The following is an 18,636-nucleotide window of genomic DNA, read 5'->3' on the forward strand; positions in this document are numbered from 1 at the left end:
GTGTCTGCCATGAGGTTGCCTATACGGCTGTCCAAAGATTCCCGGGAACCTATTTACCACCAGATTGAAAATCAATTGAAAGCATTGATTGCCGGAGGCCATTTGCCTGCAAATACCTCTTTACCTTCGATCAGGGCGCTTGCAAAAGATTTGGAAACGAGTGTGATTACAATCAGACGCGCTTATCAGGATTTGGAAAATCAAGGATTTATTCGCACAACTCAAGGTAAAGGAACTTTTGTTGCCGAAATTGATCATTCCTTGAAACAAGAAGTGAAAGTTTCCTCCGTTTATCAGTCGATGGAAAAAGCGGTGGAAACAGCAAGAAGTTATGACTATACCTATACTCAAATTAAAAATATATTTCAGGAAGTCATCGAAAATCATCAAAGGGAGGGAAAGTAATTATGAAGCTGTCAGCCAGCATGAACGATGTTAAAAAAACAATAGATGATTTTCATTTAGGACCCATTGATTTAACAATCGAGCCGGGCACCATTACCGCCCTGGTCGGAAACAATGGTTCCGGGAAAAGTACGATATTGAAATTGATGATGCATTTAGCCAAACCGGATCATGGCAGCATCCATATATGTGATACCTCCGCAGGCGGTAAGGATGAAAGCTGGAAAAGCAATATATCCTACCAGCCGCAAACAGTGGTTGGCTGGAATGCTTTTACCGGGAAAACGCTGAGAAATTTTATTGCCCCGTTATACCCGGGATGGGACGATCACTTATTTCAGGAAATGACAGAAGCATTAAACATCCCATTAAACAAACAGGTTGGAAAACTCTCTCAGGGTGTACAGCAAAAGCTCAACTTAGCATTAACCCTGCCACGGAATACACCACTGTTATTACTCGATGAACCGACAGCATTCATTGACATCCCTTCCAAAAAAGTAGTGATGGAGGCACTGGCAAATTGGATGGAACAGGGAGAGCGTGCCATTGTCATGTCCAGTCATCAATCTGAGGATTTAATGAAACTTGCTGACTATTTAGCCGTATTAAAGAGCGGAGAATTGATTGGTACTTTTGAAAAAGAAGCATTACAGGAAAGCTATTTCCGCTACTGGATAAAAGATGTGCTCCCAACTGCTGCTGTTCCCGGTGAAATCTCACGGGAAAACAACATAATTATTTCTCGTGATCCGGAGGCGGCTGAAATGTTTTTTAGAAATCATAACTGCACCGTTACAGATGCTGCAAAACTGGATCTCGATGAAATTATTACCATTATATTGTCATGACAAGCGGCTTCTTCAAGTAGACTTATCTTATACTTTTGTAACCTGGAAACTTTATTGCCAATTAAAAATGGAAGGGACGAAAACACAGATGAAAACGATGTTATCTGTAGAAAACCTCGGGAAATCATTCAAGGATAAACAAGTGATTTCCGATATCTCCTTTGATGTACGAAGAGGGGAAATTATGGCTATTCTCGGACCGAATGGTGCCGGGAAGTCAACCACTATCCGTAATATTATGGGAATTATGTATCCGGATGAGGGAAGGGTCCGGTTCGAAGGAAAAAAAGGAAATGACATTCCGCGTCATAAAATCGGGTATTTGCCGGAAGAACGCGGATTGTATAAAAATGTGAAAGTCATGGATATTTTGCTGTACCTGGCCGAGTTAAAGGATTACCCCCTTGATAAAGCAAAGCAGCGTGCACTTGCTTATCTGAAGAAATTCGATCTGGAAGGCAAGGACAAAGTTTCCATGGATGAGTTGTCCAAGGGGATGGGTCAAAAGGTACAATTTATTTCATCCATCATTCATGAGCCGGAACTGCTTATTTTGGATGAACCCTTCTCAGGACTGGACCCTGTCAGCCAGGAGTTGTTTAAGGAAGAAATCCGCAAGCTGGCTGAAGACGGCACTGCCATATTATTGTCTTCCCACCAAATGAATCTCGTGGAAGAACTGGCGGACCGGTTATTTATGATCCATCAGGGACAGAAAGTTATTTATGGAACGATGGATGAAGTAAAAACCCAATATGCCAACTTTAAATGTACCATCCGTGGTAAAAATGAACATCAGCTGCTGGAAGCAATCCCACAGGTGGAACGTGTGGAACAAAAGGAAGAAAAATTTGTGCTTTATTTGTCTAATGATGTGGAACCAAGCACATGGTTAAAAAATCTCCCGGCCCAGGTAAAGATTCAGGAATTAACGCTGGACCGAATTACCCTGCATGAAATTTTCATTGACATTGCAACAGATAAAAATCTGTTAAAGGAAGCGGGTGAAGTGCATGCATAACACAAAAAAAGTGGCCAAATGGGAAATCAAACGGAATATGAAAAATAAAACTTATTTAATCGGACTATTTCTAACTCCTTTATTGATTATCGGTTTTTATGCTTTAGGAAGTTTGTTCGGGGGCAGTGATGATGAAGCAGAGAGTCAACCTGTAGATGTTTTTGTTAACGACCAGCTGCAAATCTTCCCGGCAATTGAGGAGACAGTGGAACAAAGCGGATTGGATTGGAACCTGGAGGAGACGGATCTCGCGGAAGCAGATATGGAAGAAGCACTGGATGACAGTGAAGATACAGCCTATGTATTTGTGGATGAACGGGCTTTGGATGAAGGCATGGTGCCCGTTTATACAAGTGACGATATTGATCCATTTTTTACAAATCAGGTTCAATTGCTTGAGACGCCGATTCAGACTGTGCAAATGGCTCAACTTGGATTATCGGAAGAGGAGCTTGCCCTTGCTTTCCGCGGGGTTGTATTCGAGGAAACGTCGGCGGGTGAAGCAGGTAACGACAGCGACGGTGCCGTTACGACTGAATCCGGACTATTTACGGAAGAAACTGCCGAACAGGCGATCCCGGGGATTTTTGCAGCATTTATATATTTGTCCATTGTATTTACCGGCATGGCTATATTCCAAAGTGCATCCTTGGAGAAAAAGGATAAAATCGCAGAAATTATCCTTTCTTCCGTTACGCCGGGTGAATTAATGCAGGGAAAAATAATCGGTTATTTTGTACTGGGAATTATACAGACAGTCATTTCCGTTGCCATTATCCTGCCTTTACTCATATGGCAAATTGATTTTCCGTTTATGGACTATGTACTTGTGCCTGAACTTGCGTTATTACTGATAATTTCGATATTGGGCTATTTACTATTCGCCGCCGTATTTGTCGGTGTCGGCGCAACAATGACGGATGTTTCCACCGCCGGGAACTTCCAGGGAATGGTGATGATGCTGCCATTCTTGCCGTTTATCTTTATCGGACCGGTATTTAGTGACCCAAGCGGCCTGATGGCACAAATCGGCACCTATATTCCGTTTACCTCACCGGGGGTGTTGATCATGCGCTTGTCCCTGCTTGAAGAATGGCCATGGGGGCAAATTATAATTGCGCTGATCATTTTAATCGCAAGTGTCTGGCTCTTTATGAAGCTGGCCGGAAAAATATTTAAAGTCGGGATTTTACTGTACGGGAAGAATGCTACACCTGGTGAAATTTGGAAGTGGATCCGGACTTGAAAATGAAATACTCATCTTGACAGTGCGATTGCCGCCCTCCCCAGCGGCAATCGTATTTTTTTGGAGGTCAAACCAATTTATTTTATAGCTACAAAGTTTGCATTACAGTTCAATTACCAATTCTTTATTTTCCTCATTAAAAGCACTCTTTTTTACGGTGATTTCCTCATCTGTATAATGATATAATTGATCACCAATTTTGATTTCCGTGTTAAGATATTGATTTGTACTATAAACCGTGAACGCATACTCAATGTCTCTTTCCAACACAACCTCTAAGCTATCACCCTCATATAGATACAATTGCTCCCCACCTTGAAAATCCATGTGTTGTGGAGGTTCCGCCGCACTTATTTTTACTACCAATGGTTCGTCAGCACCTTGAATATTAATAACACCATGTATTTCAAAATTGTTTGTACTAGTGCAACCTGTCAATAATCCAATGAAACACAAAATATAAATGATGCCCTTTCCCATTTTCTTCTCCTTTCCCCATTGGCCAAAAATTTAACAACTAGCGGGAATTCTGTATTGCTATTATATTTTATGACAGAATATGAAAGCAATAATACTTGAAAACGCATGCAATAGATTTAGTGAAGCTGCAAATTTAAATGTATCTTTACCAAATCCACCGACCTAAAGATAAATTAATACAGATCTATAATTTCAGCTCGTAAACTTCATTCCAATTTGAAGCACATATCATCATTTTATATAAAAAACAGCCCCGCTCCACCATTAGTGGGGCGGGACTGCAAAAATGGGGGCTCCAAATGTTGGCGATGGAGCCAATTGGGGTTTATATGAAATCATGCAAGTTTCCGCGGATTGTATAATAACAGACAACCATTCATCCTTAAAAGTAATACAACAGTACAGCAACGGTACAAATACTTACTTTTGCGAGGAATCTCATTTCAAGCACCTCCGGGGAAGATGTTTGTTTCTATTTATATCATACATAATGACTATGAAGTGAATGCTAACTGGAAGTTAAGTTTGTGTAAACTAAAGCGGCATGAAAACAGCTGTATTTCAATAAGAGAGTACAGCTTTTTTATCTCGCTGCTTGCTGCTTTATTGGTCACGATGCTTCAAAACAATCACTCTGTTTGCACCCAATCCTGTAATTTTTCTGCTGTTGAATCACGGGCAGCAGACTTTTTTACATATGCCATGTCCAATCGCTCCCTATGCAGAAGCAACATTCGTCTCCCCCATTCACAGTCTGAAGTTGACCGCCAGTGCACACATGCCCTCAACCGATCTAAAATAATATCCTCAATACCAATGACATAGACCTTTTGTTTATCCTCCAGTTCCAGTTGAATAATGCGATTTTCATCTGGATCTTCCAATACATTACTTGGAATTTCTATGCTGACCATTAATGTTTCATGGTACAAATGCCGTCCTGCTTTGATAAAATCCAACTGCCGGAGCAGATCAGCTGCTAAATGCCGGTCACTAATGATGACGTCGATATCAACGGTAGTATAGTCACCCCGAGTATAAATCTCAACAGCAAGTCCCCCGTCAATAACTGGTTTAATATGGTGCGTTTGCAGAAGTTCTGTCAATACCGCAGCAACCCCTACCATTTTTTTAAATTTGCTTTTTTGCTTTAACTCATTCAGTTTCTGCTTTGCCTCATCAATCGAACTCATAATACCACACCCGCTCACTCAAATACTTTATTTTCCCGGAGGCTTCAGCTTCTTCCCAGTTTTTTTGGCATAAATAATCAAGAATTTTTATTTCGTCAGGATCCCGCGGCCTTGTGCGATGTCCTGTTCCATTGCACTTTTCCCTAAGTATTGTTAGTTCCACGTTATTCTTGTTTTTTGAAATATAGGCATCCAAGTCTTTCATATCCATCTTTTTCATCTGCAGCCCCACCCTCATATGATTATATAAAAATGCCCTGAATCCAACTTTATTCGTCATTAAAATATTCGCCCTATGAAGTAATACTTATACAACACGCTATATTAATTATAACAGAAATTTCTATAAACAGCCGAGCTGCCCTAACATTGTACAAATAGACCTTACTGCCGACCCGCTGTAATTACTTATCCCTGTTAACCGTTTCTAAATCCGGTTTAAAAAACATACGCTGTAATATTGAGATAATTCATGTTAAACTGATAACAAAACTTGAGGAGGAATGTTTCATTGAAGATTGCAGTGATCCATGGTTCCACCAGATTAAACGGTAATACGGAATACTTAACATATCAGGCCATTCCCAAAGAAGAGGGAACCCACATTTATTTACGCGATTACAACATAAAACCAATTGTGGATGAACGTCATTCGGAGGTAGGTTTCCCAGAGGTAAATGACGATCATGAGCAGCTCATCGATCGCATGCTGGAACATGATGTGCTTGTATTTTCCACACCGATATACTGGTACAGCATGTCCGGACCGCTAAAAACATACATTGACCGCTGGTCCCAAATTATGAGAGATACGAATTACAGCCATTTCAGAGAAGAATTAGGCAAAAAGAAAGCATTTCTTATCGCTGTGGGAGGCGATCACCCGAAGATTAAAGGGCTTCCACTCGTTCAGCAGTTTAATTATATTTGCCAGTTTTACGGAATGAGCTTTGAGGATTATGTAATCGGAGAAGCAAGAAAACCGGGTGATATACGAAATGATACAGCTGCACTCGAAGCAGCAGCCGGTTTAATAAAAGAGTTGCAATAACATTTGAAAGCTGTCTGGACGTACTGTCCGGACAGTTTTTTACATTCTCAGGCCATGTTACGATGTGAGCCCCCTGCAAGCGTCATCCACTTGTTCGAATCAATTTTGGTATTCAGTTCGAAACGACCCGCCAATTTTTAAAATTCAACATAACTAATTGCTCCCCCATCCAATTTAGTACTTATGATTCATTTTCCTTGTACCAGGTTTAATTTCTATTAAACTAGGTTACATAAATTTAACCTGCATCCATTTTGAGAGATTTTATACAGCGAGGAGGAAATGAAACATGACGTATCGATTAGCCACAGCGTTTGGTGTGTTGCTGCTATTATTTCTGGCCTTCCATCAACCGGTTACCAGCACAGCAGAAAGCGGAAGTGTTTACGAGGTTGGGGACATAAAATTAAATGTGAGAGCAGAACCCTCGAAACAGGCGGATGTCATCGGCCAACTGGAAAAGGGAAACCGCGTGCAGATCTTTGAAGAAAGATACGGTTGGGGAAAAACCTATTATGGCGGTGAGGAAGCCTGGATTGCATCATACTACGTCACACCGGTAACAGATAGTGGAGAAGAGATTGATGCCAACACTTTAGATGAAGAGAATTCCATTACCGTAACAGCAGCAGGTGTTCATATTCGCTCAGGACCCGGAACCAATCATTCTATTATTGGATTTACTTCAACAGGAGATACATACAGCTTGATTGAATCAGCAGGTGATTGGCACAAAGTAACGCTGGAAGATGGATCAAGTGGTTGGATTGCAGGGTGGTTGACCGACTCAGATGCAACAAAGGAAGCGGCAATAGAGAACAATGAGGAAGAAGTCGCAGCTGAAGATACAACAGAGGCAGAAGAAACAGAAAGTCAAACGGCAGGGGTAAGTACGACCAATCAATCCCTTTCCGGATATAACATAGTAATAGATCCCGGACATGGCGGAAAAGATCCGGGCGCAACCGCGGGTGATATAAATGAAAAGGATCTTGCCGCACAGACAGCAGATCACGTCGCGGAAAAATTACGTAACGAAGGGGCTACTGTTATATCAACCAGATCGGGTGATTATTACGTATCCTTGGACGAACGGGTACGCATCAGTCAGGATTATAACACCCATGCATTTATCAGCCTGCATTATGATGCTTTCTCCGTGATTGCTGTCAACGGGGTCAGCACTTATTTTCACTCCAGTGCAGACAGGGAATTGGCAGGAGCAATACAGCCTTCTCTATCATCTGAATTGCCCCTTTATAACCGGGGTGTCATGCAGGGTAATTATCGAGTACTACGCCACAACCCTGCTCCATCGGTTATTTTGGAGCTAGGATTTATGTCGAATCCAAATGATCTTGCTGTGATACAGACGGAAGATTACCAAAGAAGGGTTGCTGAGGCAGTGGCAGATGGATTGAAGGATTATTTGAATTGATTGTGAAAAAGCTGCCCTTGATAGGGCGGCTTTTTTAATAACACGTATTAAGGATCAACCCCGTTCCCCTATAATATTCATATAATAAACAAACTGCTCCCCTTTCCTCCCAATTATGATTTTCCCCTTATCCATAAAACCACATTTTTTGTACACATGCTGGGCAGCTTTATTCTTTCGGTTCACAGACAGCACAATTTCAGTTATATGCGGAAAATGCTCTCTTACAAAACCAGGCAGTAATTTCAGTGACTGTTTTGCCATTCCCATTCCCTGATACCTGCTATCTATCGAATAAGTTCTTAACAGCAGTGCAGACACATCGTCCGTATATTCTTTGATCCCATCCCAATCATGAAGTACAAAATAACCTGCTGCCTGCCCGTCATAATCAATAATAACCGGATAGCGTGTTCCATCTTTACTGCACATCCTGATTGACTCCAGGGGCATTCCCGTAAATTCCCGATTTTCCATGGTGAGATAATATTTTTTTAGTTGATTTAAATAAGCCGGATGATAGAATTTTAAGCTTACTTTTTTGACATCGGTCCCTATCATTTTCATTTCCTTCTCTGCTTTGCGTAAATAACATTCAAAATCGGATTTATTTGGATCGTATCGACCTCATAATTATTTGCAGAGAACCAATCGACCAATTGTGACCGGTCCGCATAATATTCATCGTTAATTGCGTAGACAGCTTCCGTATTGCCGGCCTGTTGAAAAGATTCCAGCACACGCTTTCGATGATCTTTATCGATGAACATTAAATCTGCAATGCAAATCTCACCACCCGGCTTTAGTACCCGATCCATTTCTTTCAGGGCGAGCATCTTCTCCTCATCCTCCAAATGGTGCAGGGCGTAGCTGGATACAATCCCATCCACCTGTCGATCAAGTAGTGGAAGCGCAAGGAAATGCCCTTTTCGAACTTCCATTTCCGGGTGTTTTTGCATGCAAACTTCCAGCATCTTTTCCGATTGATCCACACCAATAACATGTATACCCTGCTTTAAAAATTTTGACCCCAGATTCCCTGTTCCGGTCCCGATATCCAAACAGGTCTCCCCTTTTCTCAGCTGCATCCGACGAACAACTTCCTTTAAAGCTGTATCATAATCCTGATGCACATTAAACCTGTATCCATGCATTTTCAGGCTTTGATCATAATCTTCAGCCTGACTGTCAAAATTCCATTTGTCCTGCCAGTTCCTGCGTATTTTCTTAAGATTTTTCAAATGCTGGGAAAGCTCATAAATTTTTCCGCTTTCCATTTCCGTTTCTTCCATATGAACCAGCATATCATCAATCGTGCTGATCATATCCTTCATTTCCAGCCACTTCTCAAATAAAACTTCCCGCTGCATATTCAAATAGTCGCGCATGTTCATTTTTGGGTCTGCCAACATCTTTTGTATATCGGCTACAGCTATCCCCACTTCCCTTAATGCGAGAATCGTGCTTAACCGCATCAGGTCATTGTTTGTAAAACATCTGTATTCATTGTCCTTATCCTTTTTCGGTGAGATTAATCCCTTACTTTCATAAAAGCGGATAGCTCTTGGTGTGGTGTTTAATTTTTTCGCTGCCTCTGTAATATGCATATGTAACCCTCCTTGCTTATAAGGATAAACCCTCACGTAAGGTTAAGGTAAAGGGCTTTTTTAACCTGGTTGGTTTAATAAAAAAACCGACATATACAAAACCAAAGAAAAAAAGAATAATAGTGTCTCCAGATTAATACAATATGTATTTGGTTTTACCTTGAAAAAAAGCTTTATCCGTTTTACCAGGCTGGCATCGATCGCCATGAACAGATAATAGAAAACCAGCAAACCAAAAGCACTCATTAAAACAGCCATCCACACGGTACCGTTCTCCCAAAAAGCAATTGCCAGAAATAGCGCCCAAATACTTTTAAACACACCTGCTATAGATTCAAACGGATGACTTAGTGTAGTCATCATATAGGCCCCCTGCTCATCCGATATTCCTTTGCCTTCATTCTGTTTTACAAGATAGTTAATATGACCGGTTTGCAATGCCATTGATATAATCAGCATGAAAAGATACAAATACCCAAACATACTTCCTGCAAGCAGCACGTCCGATCCCAGTAATTGATACATTACCATAGGAACAGGCAGCCACAAGGCGTACATAAACACAAATAATATATGCATGAAGCCAAATTCATAGTTCTGCATCAATTTTTTTACTGAGAAAATTACTGTTAAATAAATGAAAACACCTATCCATCCAAAAATCACCGCAGTTACTAACATGACATAAATCCCTCTTTCTGTAATCCTACCGCTGAAATTGCTCCAGCCGCTGGAAGAATTCCTTTAGAAATTCATAAAATAACTTCTCTGTCGGCAGCAGCTCCCGCTCTTTTGGCACGATTACCCCGACCGTTCTGGATACCGTTGGCTCGATTACCGGAATCTTTTTTGTTGCCCGGGGCACGTGATCAATCAGCGTAATTTCCGGCACGAGGGAAATCCCGAGCCCGGCGGAAACAAGGCCTTTTATCGCATCGATATCCTTGCCTTCAAACGTAACATTCGGTGTAAAACCCAGCTGCTTGCAGGCATTGACAATGAGGTCACGCAGGACATACCCTTCCGGAAACAAGATAAAATCATCTTCCCGAAGCTGGTTTAATGTTATGGCTGAGGCCCTTGAGAGTGGGTGACTCAATGGAACCAGAGCTACGATGCCTTCTGTGAACAGAATGGAGGTCTGCAGTTTCTTTTCTTTTTGCGGGAGCGGACCCAAAATGGCCATATTGCTCTCCCCTTTAATTACCGCTTCCTTCAGATCGTAATAAGCCCCCTGGTTCAACTGAAACTTCACATTCGGATAACGATCATGAAAGGCCGAAATGGCCGTTGGCAGAATATAGGTTGCCAGACTGCTCGGATAGCCAATATGAACAGTACCCAGTTCAGGATCATTATATTCCTCGACTACCTGAACAGCATCTTCAATCACATGGACCGCTTTTTCCATATGCTCAAGAAAAACACGGCCTATCGGGGTCAGCCGGACATTGCGTCCCTCCCTGACAAACAGATCCACCCCCAGCTCCTCTTCCAGGTTAAATATTTGTCTGCTGATGGCAGATTGTGCAACATGCAGCGCATTTGCCGCTTCGGTTATATGTTCTCTTTTTGCCACTTCTATAAAATAATGAATTTGCCGTAATTCCATTTTTATCACCTAACTTTATTATATCTCATTCTGGCATGATTCACATCTAAAAATGATATTGTTTAGATGAATAAATTAATGTAAAATTAGACCAATACGTTTTTCTGTATCGAATATGATTTCAGCATGCACATCTGGTTTATGAATAGGTCGGAACGGTAAAAACCAGATACAGTAAATGCATGCATATTTTTGTTCCTGCTTAAAGAGATTTTTTTAATTTCATGGTAAACCTTAGTAAAACAGGAGGTCTTAGGTGACATTATGACAATAGAGATGAAACTGAAGAGCAAAGAAAGTAAAGTACAGAAGTATCTGGATGAAGTGTACGAGACAGTAATAGAAAGAAACCCAAATGAAACTGAATTCCACCAATCCGTGCAGGATGTTTTCCAATCCCTCACCCCGATTCTCTCCAAAAAACCGGTATATATGGAGAAAGGTATATTGGAGCAGCTTGTCGAACCGGAACGTGTCATTACGTTTCGTGTACCTTGGGTGGATGATCAGGGAAAGGTGCAGGTAAACCGCGGTTTTCGTGTGCAATACAACAGTGCGCTTGGACCTTATAAAGGTGGATTGAGATTCCATCCATCCGTAAATGTAAGTATTGTAAAATTTCTGGGACTGCAGCAGATTTTCAAAAACTCCCTTACCGGCCAGCCGATCGGCGGCGGGAAAGGTGGAGCCGATTTTGATCCTAAAGGTAAATCGGACAATGAAATTATGCGGTTTTGCCAGAGCTTTATGACGGAGCTTGCAAAACATATTGGCCCTGATATTGATATTCCTGCAGGGGATATCGGGGTTGGTGCCAAGGAAATTGGCTATATGTTTGGACAGTATAAAAAAATCCGCGGTGCGTTTGAAGCCGGGATACTGACCGGAAAAGGCCTTCATTATGGCGGAAGTTTAGGGCGTAAAGAAGCAACCGGTTATGGCACTGTCTACTTTTTACAGGAAATGTTAAAAGCGAACGGGATGACATTAAACGGAAGTACGGTAGTTGTATCCGGATCGGGAAATGTGTCCATCTATGCTATGGAAAAGGCGCAACAGTTGGGCGCCAAAGTAATTGCCTGCAGTGATTCAGATGGTTATATCTATGATCATAGTGGAATCAACCTGGAAACAGTAAAAAAATTGAAAGAAGAAAACGGGGACCGGATAAGCAACTATGTATTGGAACATCCGAGCGCTACTTATGTAGAAGGGTGTACTGGAATTTGGTCCGTTCCTTGCGGTGTGGCACTTCCATGTGCGACCCAGAATGAAATCGACGAGCAGGCTGCAAAACTGCTTGTGGAAAATGGTGTGAAAGCTGTGGCGGAAGGAGCCAATATGCCTTCCACAGCAGATGCTATTGATATCTTTTTAAATAATGACGTATTATTTGGACCTGCCAAGGCAGTGAATGCCGGCGGCGTGGCTGTTTCCTCATTGGAAATGGCACAAAACAGCATGCGGATGTCCTGGAGTTTTGAAGAAGTCGATGCCAAGCTGCAGGAAATCATGAAATCCATCTTTCAAAACTGTTTAGAAGCATCACAAGAATACGGCCAGGAAGGAAACCTGATTGCCGGAGCAAATATTGCCGGCTTCCAGAAAGTTGCTGACGCCATGATCGAACAAGGCGTAATCTAAATCAAATCTAAATTTCCCCTTTACCTATACCATAAAGGCCTATAAACTTTTCAAAGTAATAAAGTTTATAGGCCTTTCAAATTGACTGAATATAGTGAATTGAGGGGTCAGACCCCTTTACTGTAAATGTTCTGGTGGGGGTGCTGTATGTTGGGTTTGTTTTACTTCTGTAAAGATGTTTTTCTCGTTATCCGGCTGCGGCAGAGATGTTGAGCGTGATGGGGGCGTGATTTGATCGAGCCGCCGGTTCATTTCCTCGGTAAACCGTTGAAAATCCTCTTTTGTTACAGGCTGTGCCTGCGGTTTTAATGTATATCCGATTTGTCCGTTCGGTTCGAGCGTACACCACTGCACATCACTTATTTTTGAAACATTCTGCTGTCTCAGGTTCGTCTCCAATTGATCCACGGTCAGTCGCATTTTCCTGAGATTCTTTTCATTCAGTTTACCATTCTCGATGATGACTTTAGCGCTGCCGGTAATCAATGTCTCAAATATGTTGAATCTTATTTGTACATATTCTATGACGATTAACGTTAAAATCAGCATAAATCCTACTGCCAAGGTGACCCAGATGTTCCTTCCTGCCAGAGGTTGGATTAATAAAGAACCAATACCGATCATAATAACTGTTTGCGCCAAAGTCATCTGGGAGATGGACTTCCTTCCTGCGAGACGAAGCAAAAAAGTTCCGCCTAAAACGATAAGAACAGACTTCCATATCCAGGAAAATTCCATATAGTTTCATACCCCGTTTCATAAATAATATTATTCTTAGTTTAAGGGGAAACGGTAATATTATGCATGACCATAGGGGGAGGTCCCAAGTTCCGCATATAATTATACTGGAAAGTGAACCTGCTTCCCCGCCCCTTTGAGTGAATAAACTGAAGAATTATTGTATACTGATAAATAACAAGTAAAGAATGGGAGGGGTTTATTTGGGGAAGACAGAGCACTCGGGGCCGATTAAATTATCCAAAAAGCCGAAACCGGATCTTTGGGTGAGCAAAGTGCCCTTTGGACTTGGAAAAGTGAAGCCACATCATATTCGCGATACGATGAAGGTTGTTTGGGAAAATAAAGATAATCTGCCCTATGCCACCCGGATTTTGACACAGGGGGTATGTGATGGCTGTGCCCTTGGCGTTTCCGGCTTGAAAGATCAGACTCTAAAAGGACCTCATGTGTGCACAACAAGGTTAAACGTATTACGCCTGAGTACAATGCCCGCCATGAAAGAAGAGATTTTGCATGCAGATATAGATGACCTTAGAAAAATGAGCAGTACAGAACTCAGGAAACTGGGAAGAATTCCATACCCACTGATGCGGAAGCCGGGAGAGCGAAAATTCAGCCGTGTGAGTTGGGATGAGGCTTTGGAAAAAGTAGCGGATAAGATGAAAGCGCTTAATCCAAAACAATTTGCTTTTTATACGACATCACGCGGGATTACAAATGAAGTGTATTATACCGCTGGAAAAGTAGCCAGATTTCTCGGCACAAATAATATTGATAATGCCTCCCGCATTTGCCATTCCCCATCCAAAACCGCATTGACGCGTTCCATTGGCGTTGGTGCTTCTACCTGTAATTACAAGGATTGGATCGGGACGGATGTACTTGTTTTCTGGGGATCCGTTGCAGCAAACAACCAGCCGGTTTCCACCAAGTATATGTATGCTGCAAAGAAAAAAGGAACGAAAATCATTATTATTAACCCATACCATGAACCGGCAATGGATAACTATTGGGTGCCGTCTGTACCGGAGTCTGCCCTGTTTGGAACAAAGATCGCCGATCAATTTTATCAGGTGAATATCGGTGGGGACATTGCATTCATGCACGGCATTATGAAACATTGGTTTGAAATGGAAGAAACCGAATACGGTTCCGCCATTGATCATGATTTTGTCCGGAAACACGTCAACGGACTGGAAGAACTGCGGGTCAAGGCAATGGCTTATGATTGGGAACAGCTTGAAAAATCATCGGGCATTACTGAAGCAGAAATGCGGGAACTGGCTGAACTGCTCGCCAAATCATCTTCCACCGTCTTTGTCTGGTCGATGGGATTAACCCAGCATCGCTTCGGAACGGACAACATATCCCAGGTGGCCAATCTCGCACTTCTGCGTGGATTTCTCGGCAGGGAACATTGCGGGCTGATGCCAATTCGCGGACATTCCGGCGTGCAGGGTTCCGGTGAAATGGGAGCAGATCCTTTTGTATTGCCGGGCGGTCCGATGAACGAGGAAAACCGCAAACGTGTGGAAAAGACATGGGGTTTTGACATTCCGAAATGGCAGGGTGACATTGTTGGGGTGTCACTGGAAAATGCGCTGTTGCCCGATGATCATGAACGAAAACTGAACTTGTACTACATGTCCGGCGGTAATTTTTTGGAGACAATGCCGAATCCGGATTTTGTAAAACAATGCATGGAAAACATGGATATTCGAGTGCATCAGGATATTATATTTAATACATCCACCTTTGTGGACGCCAGGGAGGCGGTTATCGTCCTGCCTGCAATGACGAGGTATGAACAGCCCGGCGGCGGCACTTCCACATCTACCGAGCGGATGGTATATTACTCTCCGGAAATTAAAGGTCCGAGGATGGAAGAAGCTCGCCCTGAATGGGAAATTTATTGTGATTTGGCGAAGCGGGTCAAACCGGAGCAGGCTGATCTCATCCATTTCGATGATCCGCATGCGATCCGGGATGAAATTGCAGTAACGGCACCGAATTACGATGGAATTCAGCATTTGAAAAACCGCGGTGATCTTTTTCAATGGGGCGGCGCCTGGCTATGTGAGGATGGGATTTGTCCGACACCGGACGGGAAAGGAAATTTAATTACAGTGGAAATTCCTGAACTGCGGAAGCCGGAGGGACATTTTTACGTGACGACCCGCCGGGGGAAACAGTTCAATTCCATGATTTACGGAGAGAAGGACCCGTTTAATGATGCGGAACGGTATGACATTCTGATCAATCCGGACGACGCGGAAAATCTTAATATTAAATCCGGTGATGCGATTGTAGCCTACAATAAACACGGGTTATTTAAAGGTACGGCTAAGTTTGAGCTTTTAAAAGAAGGAAATATTGGTGTCCACTGGCCGGAAGGAAATGTACTGATCGAAAAGGGTGTATATGAATCATTTGCCGGTATTCCTGAATATAATGCAGCAGTCGTAGTTGAAAAAGCAGAAACCTATTACGCACAAAAGGATATTAAATATGCCGAAAAACGCATAGAGGAGCTTGAGATGGAAATGAGTTAAAGGGTGAAATGAATGAAACATACAAAGCAGGATGACTGGGAGATTACCCGATATGACGGAGAGACTTTTTCAAAAGAACGCGCGGAACTGGCAGAAGAGTTCCCGCTGACAGTTGTTTTAAATGGGGAGGAGTTTGCCACAATGATCTGCTCCCCCACCCACATGCACGAATTGATTGTTGGTTTTCTTGCCTCAGAAGGAGTGATACGGAGGTTTGATGAAATCAGTTCTGTGCACATTGATGAGGATCAAGGCTTTGCATATGTGGAAGTGGACCGCCCGCTCCTCATTGAAGATCATTCCAAACGGTTTATCGGATCGTGCTGTGGAAAAAGCCGGCAATTTTATTTTAAAAGTGATGTACGCACAGCCAAAACCGTCCGCAGTAAACTCACTGTCCAGGTGAAAAAAAGCATGGAACTGATGCGTCACATGCAGGAAGAATCTGAGCAATTTTTAAAGACTGGTGCGGTGCACAACGCAGCCCTTTGCACACCGGAGGAATTACTGTTTATCCGGACAGATATCGGCAGGCATAACGCACTGGATAAAATTTACGGCCATGTGTTGGAAAATAAAATCAGCCTGACCGATAAATTGATTGTTTTCAGTGGTCGGGTTTCTTCAGAGGTTTTGCTGAAAATATCCAAGATAGGTGTCGGGATATTAATTTCAAAGTCAGCCCCGACATCTCTGGCCCTGGAACTTGCAAATGATTTGGGAATCACGGTAGTTGGATTTGCCCGCGGAAATAAGTTGAATATTTATACACACGGAGAGCGGATTGTCGGCGTATAGAGACGCTGTTCATTTATCGGCCATTTGAGTATTTATGGGCAACTTTGAAAGGCTGCGTAAGCTAGTTAGTAGAGCTGGTGAGTTATTGGCGGCATTTATTAATCTTCCTACCTTCATGGAGGGGGCATACCATAAGTAGATTTGTTAACTCAAAACACATTAGCTCCGGTAACAAATGAAAACTCCCACGAGATCTCATGCATCGGCGAGACATACAGGGAGCCACGTTTCCGGAGAGGCTCACCAGCCTCCTTGGACAAGTGGAGTATGTTACCGGAGCCCATCGTGTCTACTAAATTTCAGTTCTTAAAAATAATACACCTTTCCGGCTGTTCACTTTTATTCAATTAATTAACCATCTTTTCATATTTGACCGGGATAGGTTTCCCCCACATTTTATGCAGAACAAATGCAAGAATAAACAGGGTTAATACTCCTGCTCCGAGTGCCATGAGAGCGGATTCTGTCACACCCGCAATCAGGAAGGATAATATCCCGCTGACTCCGGCAGTAACCGCAAATGGTATTTGTGTATTTACATGATCGATCATATCACTTGAAGAACCTGCAGAAGACAATATGGTCGTATCAGAGATAGGTGAACAATGATCCCCGAAAATCCCGCCACTGAATACAGCAGCTATAGCCAGGTAAATGGAAATATCCATGGAAACAGCAAGCGGCATGGCGATGGGAATCATAATGGCAAATGTACCATAGGATGTGCCTGTAGTGAAAGCGACAATGGCTGCCACAATAAATATAAGGACAGGGATAACGACCGGTGATGTTGTCTGCTCGGCAAAATGAACCAGGTAATCTGCTGTCCCAAGTTCTGATGTCACACTTCCAATTGACCATGCCAAAGCCAAAATAATGTATACGAGCATCATACTGCGAAAACCGGTTACAATAATGGACATGGCTTCTTTGAAATTATACAATTTTTGCTGCATTCCCATGAACAGCGCTACAATACCTGCAGCAAAAGCGGCAATGAGGATCGATGTTGCTCCATCCGCTTCCCCAAATGCGGTAACAAAATCCTGTTCCGGATATCCTCCGGTCCAGAGAAACAGTGGTGGAATCAGTCCGACCAAAACAACGATGGGAATGACCATATTTTTTATTTTGGGCGTATAGCTTTCCGGCATTTCCACATCCATCATTTCGTCATCTGACGGTGGCTCGGCACCATCCCGAAGAAGCTTTCCGGTAGTTCTTGCACGGTATTCAGCTTGTGCCATCGGACCAAAATCCCATTTCAGGAAAATAATAATCGCAACAAGTATAATGGCTAAAATAGCATAAAAGTTAAACGGGATGGTAAAGATGTAAGTCATATATTCCGACCCTGTCATGCCCAATTCTATGAACTGTGCCCCAATCAGTCCCATCACAAAAACAACCCAGGTGGAAACCGGACCCAGAAGACAAATGGGTGCAGAAGTAGAATCCACAATATAGGCAAGCTTTTCACGGGAAACCCGCATTTTATCTGTCACTGAACGCATAACACTTCCCACAGTAAGGGCATTAAAATAATCTTCAAAGAAAATAATTAGTCCGAACATCATCGTGGATCCCTGGGCACCTCTTGCTGTTTTTACTTTTCTCGAAATGGCATTCGCAATCGCGTGGGCACCGCCTGTTTTTTGCAGAAATGCTATAAGCACACCAAATAAGCCGCAATAAATGAGTACGGTGGCACTCCACGGATCACCTACATTCGGAATGATGAAATCACTGAAACTTGCATACAACCCCATAAACGGATTCCAATCATAGATCATTGTAGCGCCAAGCCATACGCCGGCAAACAATGCAGGAATTACATTTCGGGTAATAAGTGCAAGTACTATTGCAATAACCGGAGGCAAAAGTGATAACACACCAAAACCCATAGCAAATCTCCTTTCAAAGTTAGTATATTATTATACTTCTATTTGCAAAGAAAAATTCCTGCTTTTTGTCTATTGTAAATATTAATAAAACTT

The 18,636-nt window shown here is 42.5% G+C and carries 18 protein-coding genes; 9 read left to right on the forward strand and 9 right to left on the reverse strand.

Going from position 1 to position 18,636, the window contains the following annotated elements; genetic code table 11:
• Positions 1-9: 9 nt before the first annotated feature.
• From ACZ42C_RS12490 to ACZ42C_RS12505, 4 genes are all read left to right on the forward strand, one after another.
• Entirely contained in the window at positions 10-405 is a 396-nt protein-coding gene (locus ACZ42C_RS12490) for a GntR family transcriptional regulator (RefSeq protein WP_461180836.1), read from the forward strand.
• Between the two features lie 2 nt (positions 406-407).
• Positions 408-1,256 (forward strand): ATP-binding cassette domain-containing protein, encoded by an 849-nt coding sequence (locus ACZ42C_RS12495; RefSeq protein ID WP_461180835.1) that lies wholly within the window; start codon positions 408-410, stop codon positions 1,254-1,256.
• 88 nt (positions 1,257-1,344) lie between these two features.
• Complete coding sequence (locus tag ACZ42C_RS12500) at positions 1,345-2,277, forward strand: ABC transporter ATP-binding protein (protein ID WP_461180834.1); 933 nt, start codon at positions 1,345-1,347, stop codon at positions 2,275-2,277.
• Complete coding sequence (locus tag ACZ42C_RS12505) at positions 2,270-3,523, forward strand: ABC transporter permease (protein WP_461180833.1); 1,254 nt, start codon at positions 2,270-2,272, stop codon at positions 3,521-3,523. Before ACZ42C_RS12500 ends, ACZ42C_RS12505 begins: the two co-directional genes overlap by 8 nt.
• A 102-nt stretch (positions 3,524-3,625) precedes the next feature.
• Here ACZ42C_RS12505 and ACZ42C_RS12510 read toward each other — a convergent pair whose 3' ends face one another.
• The 3 genes from ACZ42C_RS12510 to ACZ42C_RS12520 all read right to left on the reverse strand — a co-directional run bounded on the left by ACZ42C_RS12510 (position 3,626) and on the right by ACZ42C_RS12520 (position 5,416).
• Positions 3,626-4,003: a hypothetical protein gene (locus ACZ42C_RS12510; RefSeq protein WP_461180832.1), complete on the reverse strand. Its 378-nt coding sequence runs from the start codon at positions 4,001-4,003 to the stop codon at positions 3,626-3,628.
• A 629-nt stretch (positions 4,004-4,632) separates the two neighbouring features.
• Positions 4,633-5,196, reverse strand: a complete 564-nt coding sequence (locus ACZ42C_RS12515; protein WP_461180831.1) for a DUF6036 family nucleotidyltransferase — start codon at positions 5,194-5,196, stop codon at positions 4,633-4,635.
• Positions 5,183-5,416 carry a hypothetical protein gene (locus ACZ42C_RS12520; protein WP_461180830.1) on the reverse strand — a complete coding sequence of 78 codons (234 nt, stop codon included), beginning with the start codon at positions 5,414-5,416 and terminating at the stop codon, positions 5,183-5,185. The genes ACZ42C_RS12515 and ACZ42C_RS12520 overlap by 14 nt, the downstream gene beginning before the upstream one ends.
• A gap of 291 nt (positions 5,417-5,707) precedes the next feature.
• Between ACZ42C_RS12520 and ACZ42C_RS12525 the strand changes: the two genes are divergently transcribed.
• Positions 5,708-6,247, forward strand: a complete 540-nt coding sequence (locus ACZ42C_RS12525) for a flavodoxin family protein (RefSeq protein ID WP_461180829.1) — start codon at positions 5,708-5,710, stop codon at positions 6,245-6,247.
• A gap of 289 nt (positions 6,248-6,536) precedes the next feature.
• Positions 6,537-7,685, forward strand: a complete 1,149-nt coding sequence (locus ACZ42C_RS12530) for an N-acetylmuramoyl-L-alanine amidase (protein WP_461180828.1) — start codon at positions 6,537-6,539, stop codon at positions 7,683-7,685.
• Positions 7,686-7,739: 54 nt separating this feature from the next.
• Here the strand turns inward: ACZ42C_RS12530 and ACZ42C_RS12535 are convergent, their stop codons facing one another.
• From ACZ42C_RS12535 to ACZ42C_RS12550, 4 genes are read right to left on the reverse strand one after another with little or no spacing between them, the layout of a single operon-like run.
• Positions 7,740-8,252 carry a GNAT family N-acetyltransferase gene (locus ACZ42C_RS12535; protein WP_464891268.1) on the reverse strand — a complete coding sequence of 171 codons (513 nt, stop codon included), beginning with the start codon at positions 8,250-8,252 and terminating at the stop codon, positions 7,740-7,742.
• Complete coding sequence (locus ACZ42C_RS12540) at positions 8,249-9,292, reverse strand: MerR family transcriptional regulator (RefSeq protein ID WP_461180826.1); 1,044 nt, start codon at positions 9,290-9,292, stop codon at positions 8,249-8,251. Before ACZ42C_RS12540 ends, ACZ42C_RS12535 begins: the two co-directional genes overlap by 4 nt.
• A gap of 60 nt (positions 9,293-9,352) precedes the next feature.
• Positions 9,353-9,973 (reverse strand): hypothetical protein, encoded by a 621-nt coding sequence (locus ACZ42C_RS12545; protein ID WP_461180825.1) that lies wholly within the window; start codon positions 9,971-9,973, stop codon positions 9,353-9,355.
• Positions 9,974-9,998: 25 nt separating this feature from the next.
• The gene (locus ACZ42C_RS12550; protein ID WP_461180824.1) at positions 9,999-10,904 is read right to left on the reverse strand and encodes a LysR family transcriptional regulator; all 906 of its coding nucleotides are present in this window, start codon (positions 10,902-10,904) and stop codon (positions 9,999-10,001) included.
• 264 nt (positions 10,905-11,168) lie between these two features.
• Here ACZ42C_RS12550 and gdhA point away from each other — a divergent pair, with 264 nt between their 5' ends.
• Positions 11,169-12,548 (forward strand): NADP-specific glutamate dehydrogenase, encoded by a 1,380-nt coding sequence (gdhA, locus tag ACZ42C_RS12555; RefSeq protein WP_461180823.1) that lies wholly within the window; start codon positions 11,169-11,171, stop codon positions 12,546-12,548.
• A gap of 117 nt (positions 12,549-12,665) precedes the next feature.
• Here gdhA and ACZ42C_RS12560 read toward each other — a convergent pair whose 3' ends face one another.
• Positions 12,666-13,286, reverse strand: a complete 621-nt coding sequence (locus ACZ42C_RS12560; RefSeq protein WP_461180822.1) for a DUF421 domain-containing protein — start codon at positions 13,284-13,286, stop codon at positions 12,666-12,668.
• A gap of 203 nt (positions 13,287-13,489) precedes the next feature.
• Here ACZ42C_RS12560 and ACZ42C_RS12565 point away from each other — a divergent pair, with 203 nt between their 5' ends.
• The gene (locus tag ACZ42C_RS12565) at positions 13,490-15,841 is read left to right on the forward strand and encodes an FdhF/YdeP family oxidoreductase (RefSeq protein WP_461180821.1); all 2,352 of its coding nucleotides are present in this window, start codon (positions 13,490-13,492) and stop codon (positions 15,839-15,841) included.
• A 12-nt stretch (positions 15,842-15,853) separates the two neighbouring features.
• Positions 15,854-16,639: a formate dehydrogenase accessory sulfurtransferase FdhD gene (gene fdhD / locus ACZ42C_RS12570; protein ID WP_461180820.1), complete on the forward strand. Its 786-nt coding sequence runs from the start codon at positions 15,854-15,856 to the stop codon at positions 16,637-16,639.
• A gap of 347 nt (positions 16,640-16,986) precedes the next feature.
• On the opposite strand, the gene ACZ42C_RS12575 is transcribed toward fdhD, so the two are convergent.
• The gene (locus tag ACZ42C_RS12575) at positions 16,987-18,543 is read right to left on the reverse strand and encodes a Na+/H+ antiporter NhaC family protein (protein ID WP_461180819.1); all 1,557 of its coding nucleotides are present in this window, start codon (positions 18,541-18,543) and stop codon (positions 16,987-16,989) included.
• Between the last annotated feature and the right edge of the window lie 93 nt (positions 18,544-18,636).

The organism is Virgibacillus kimchii, assembly GCF_055379185.1.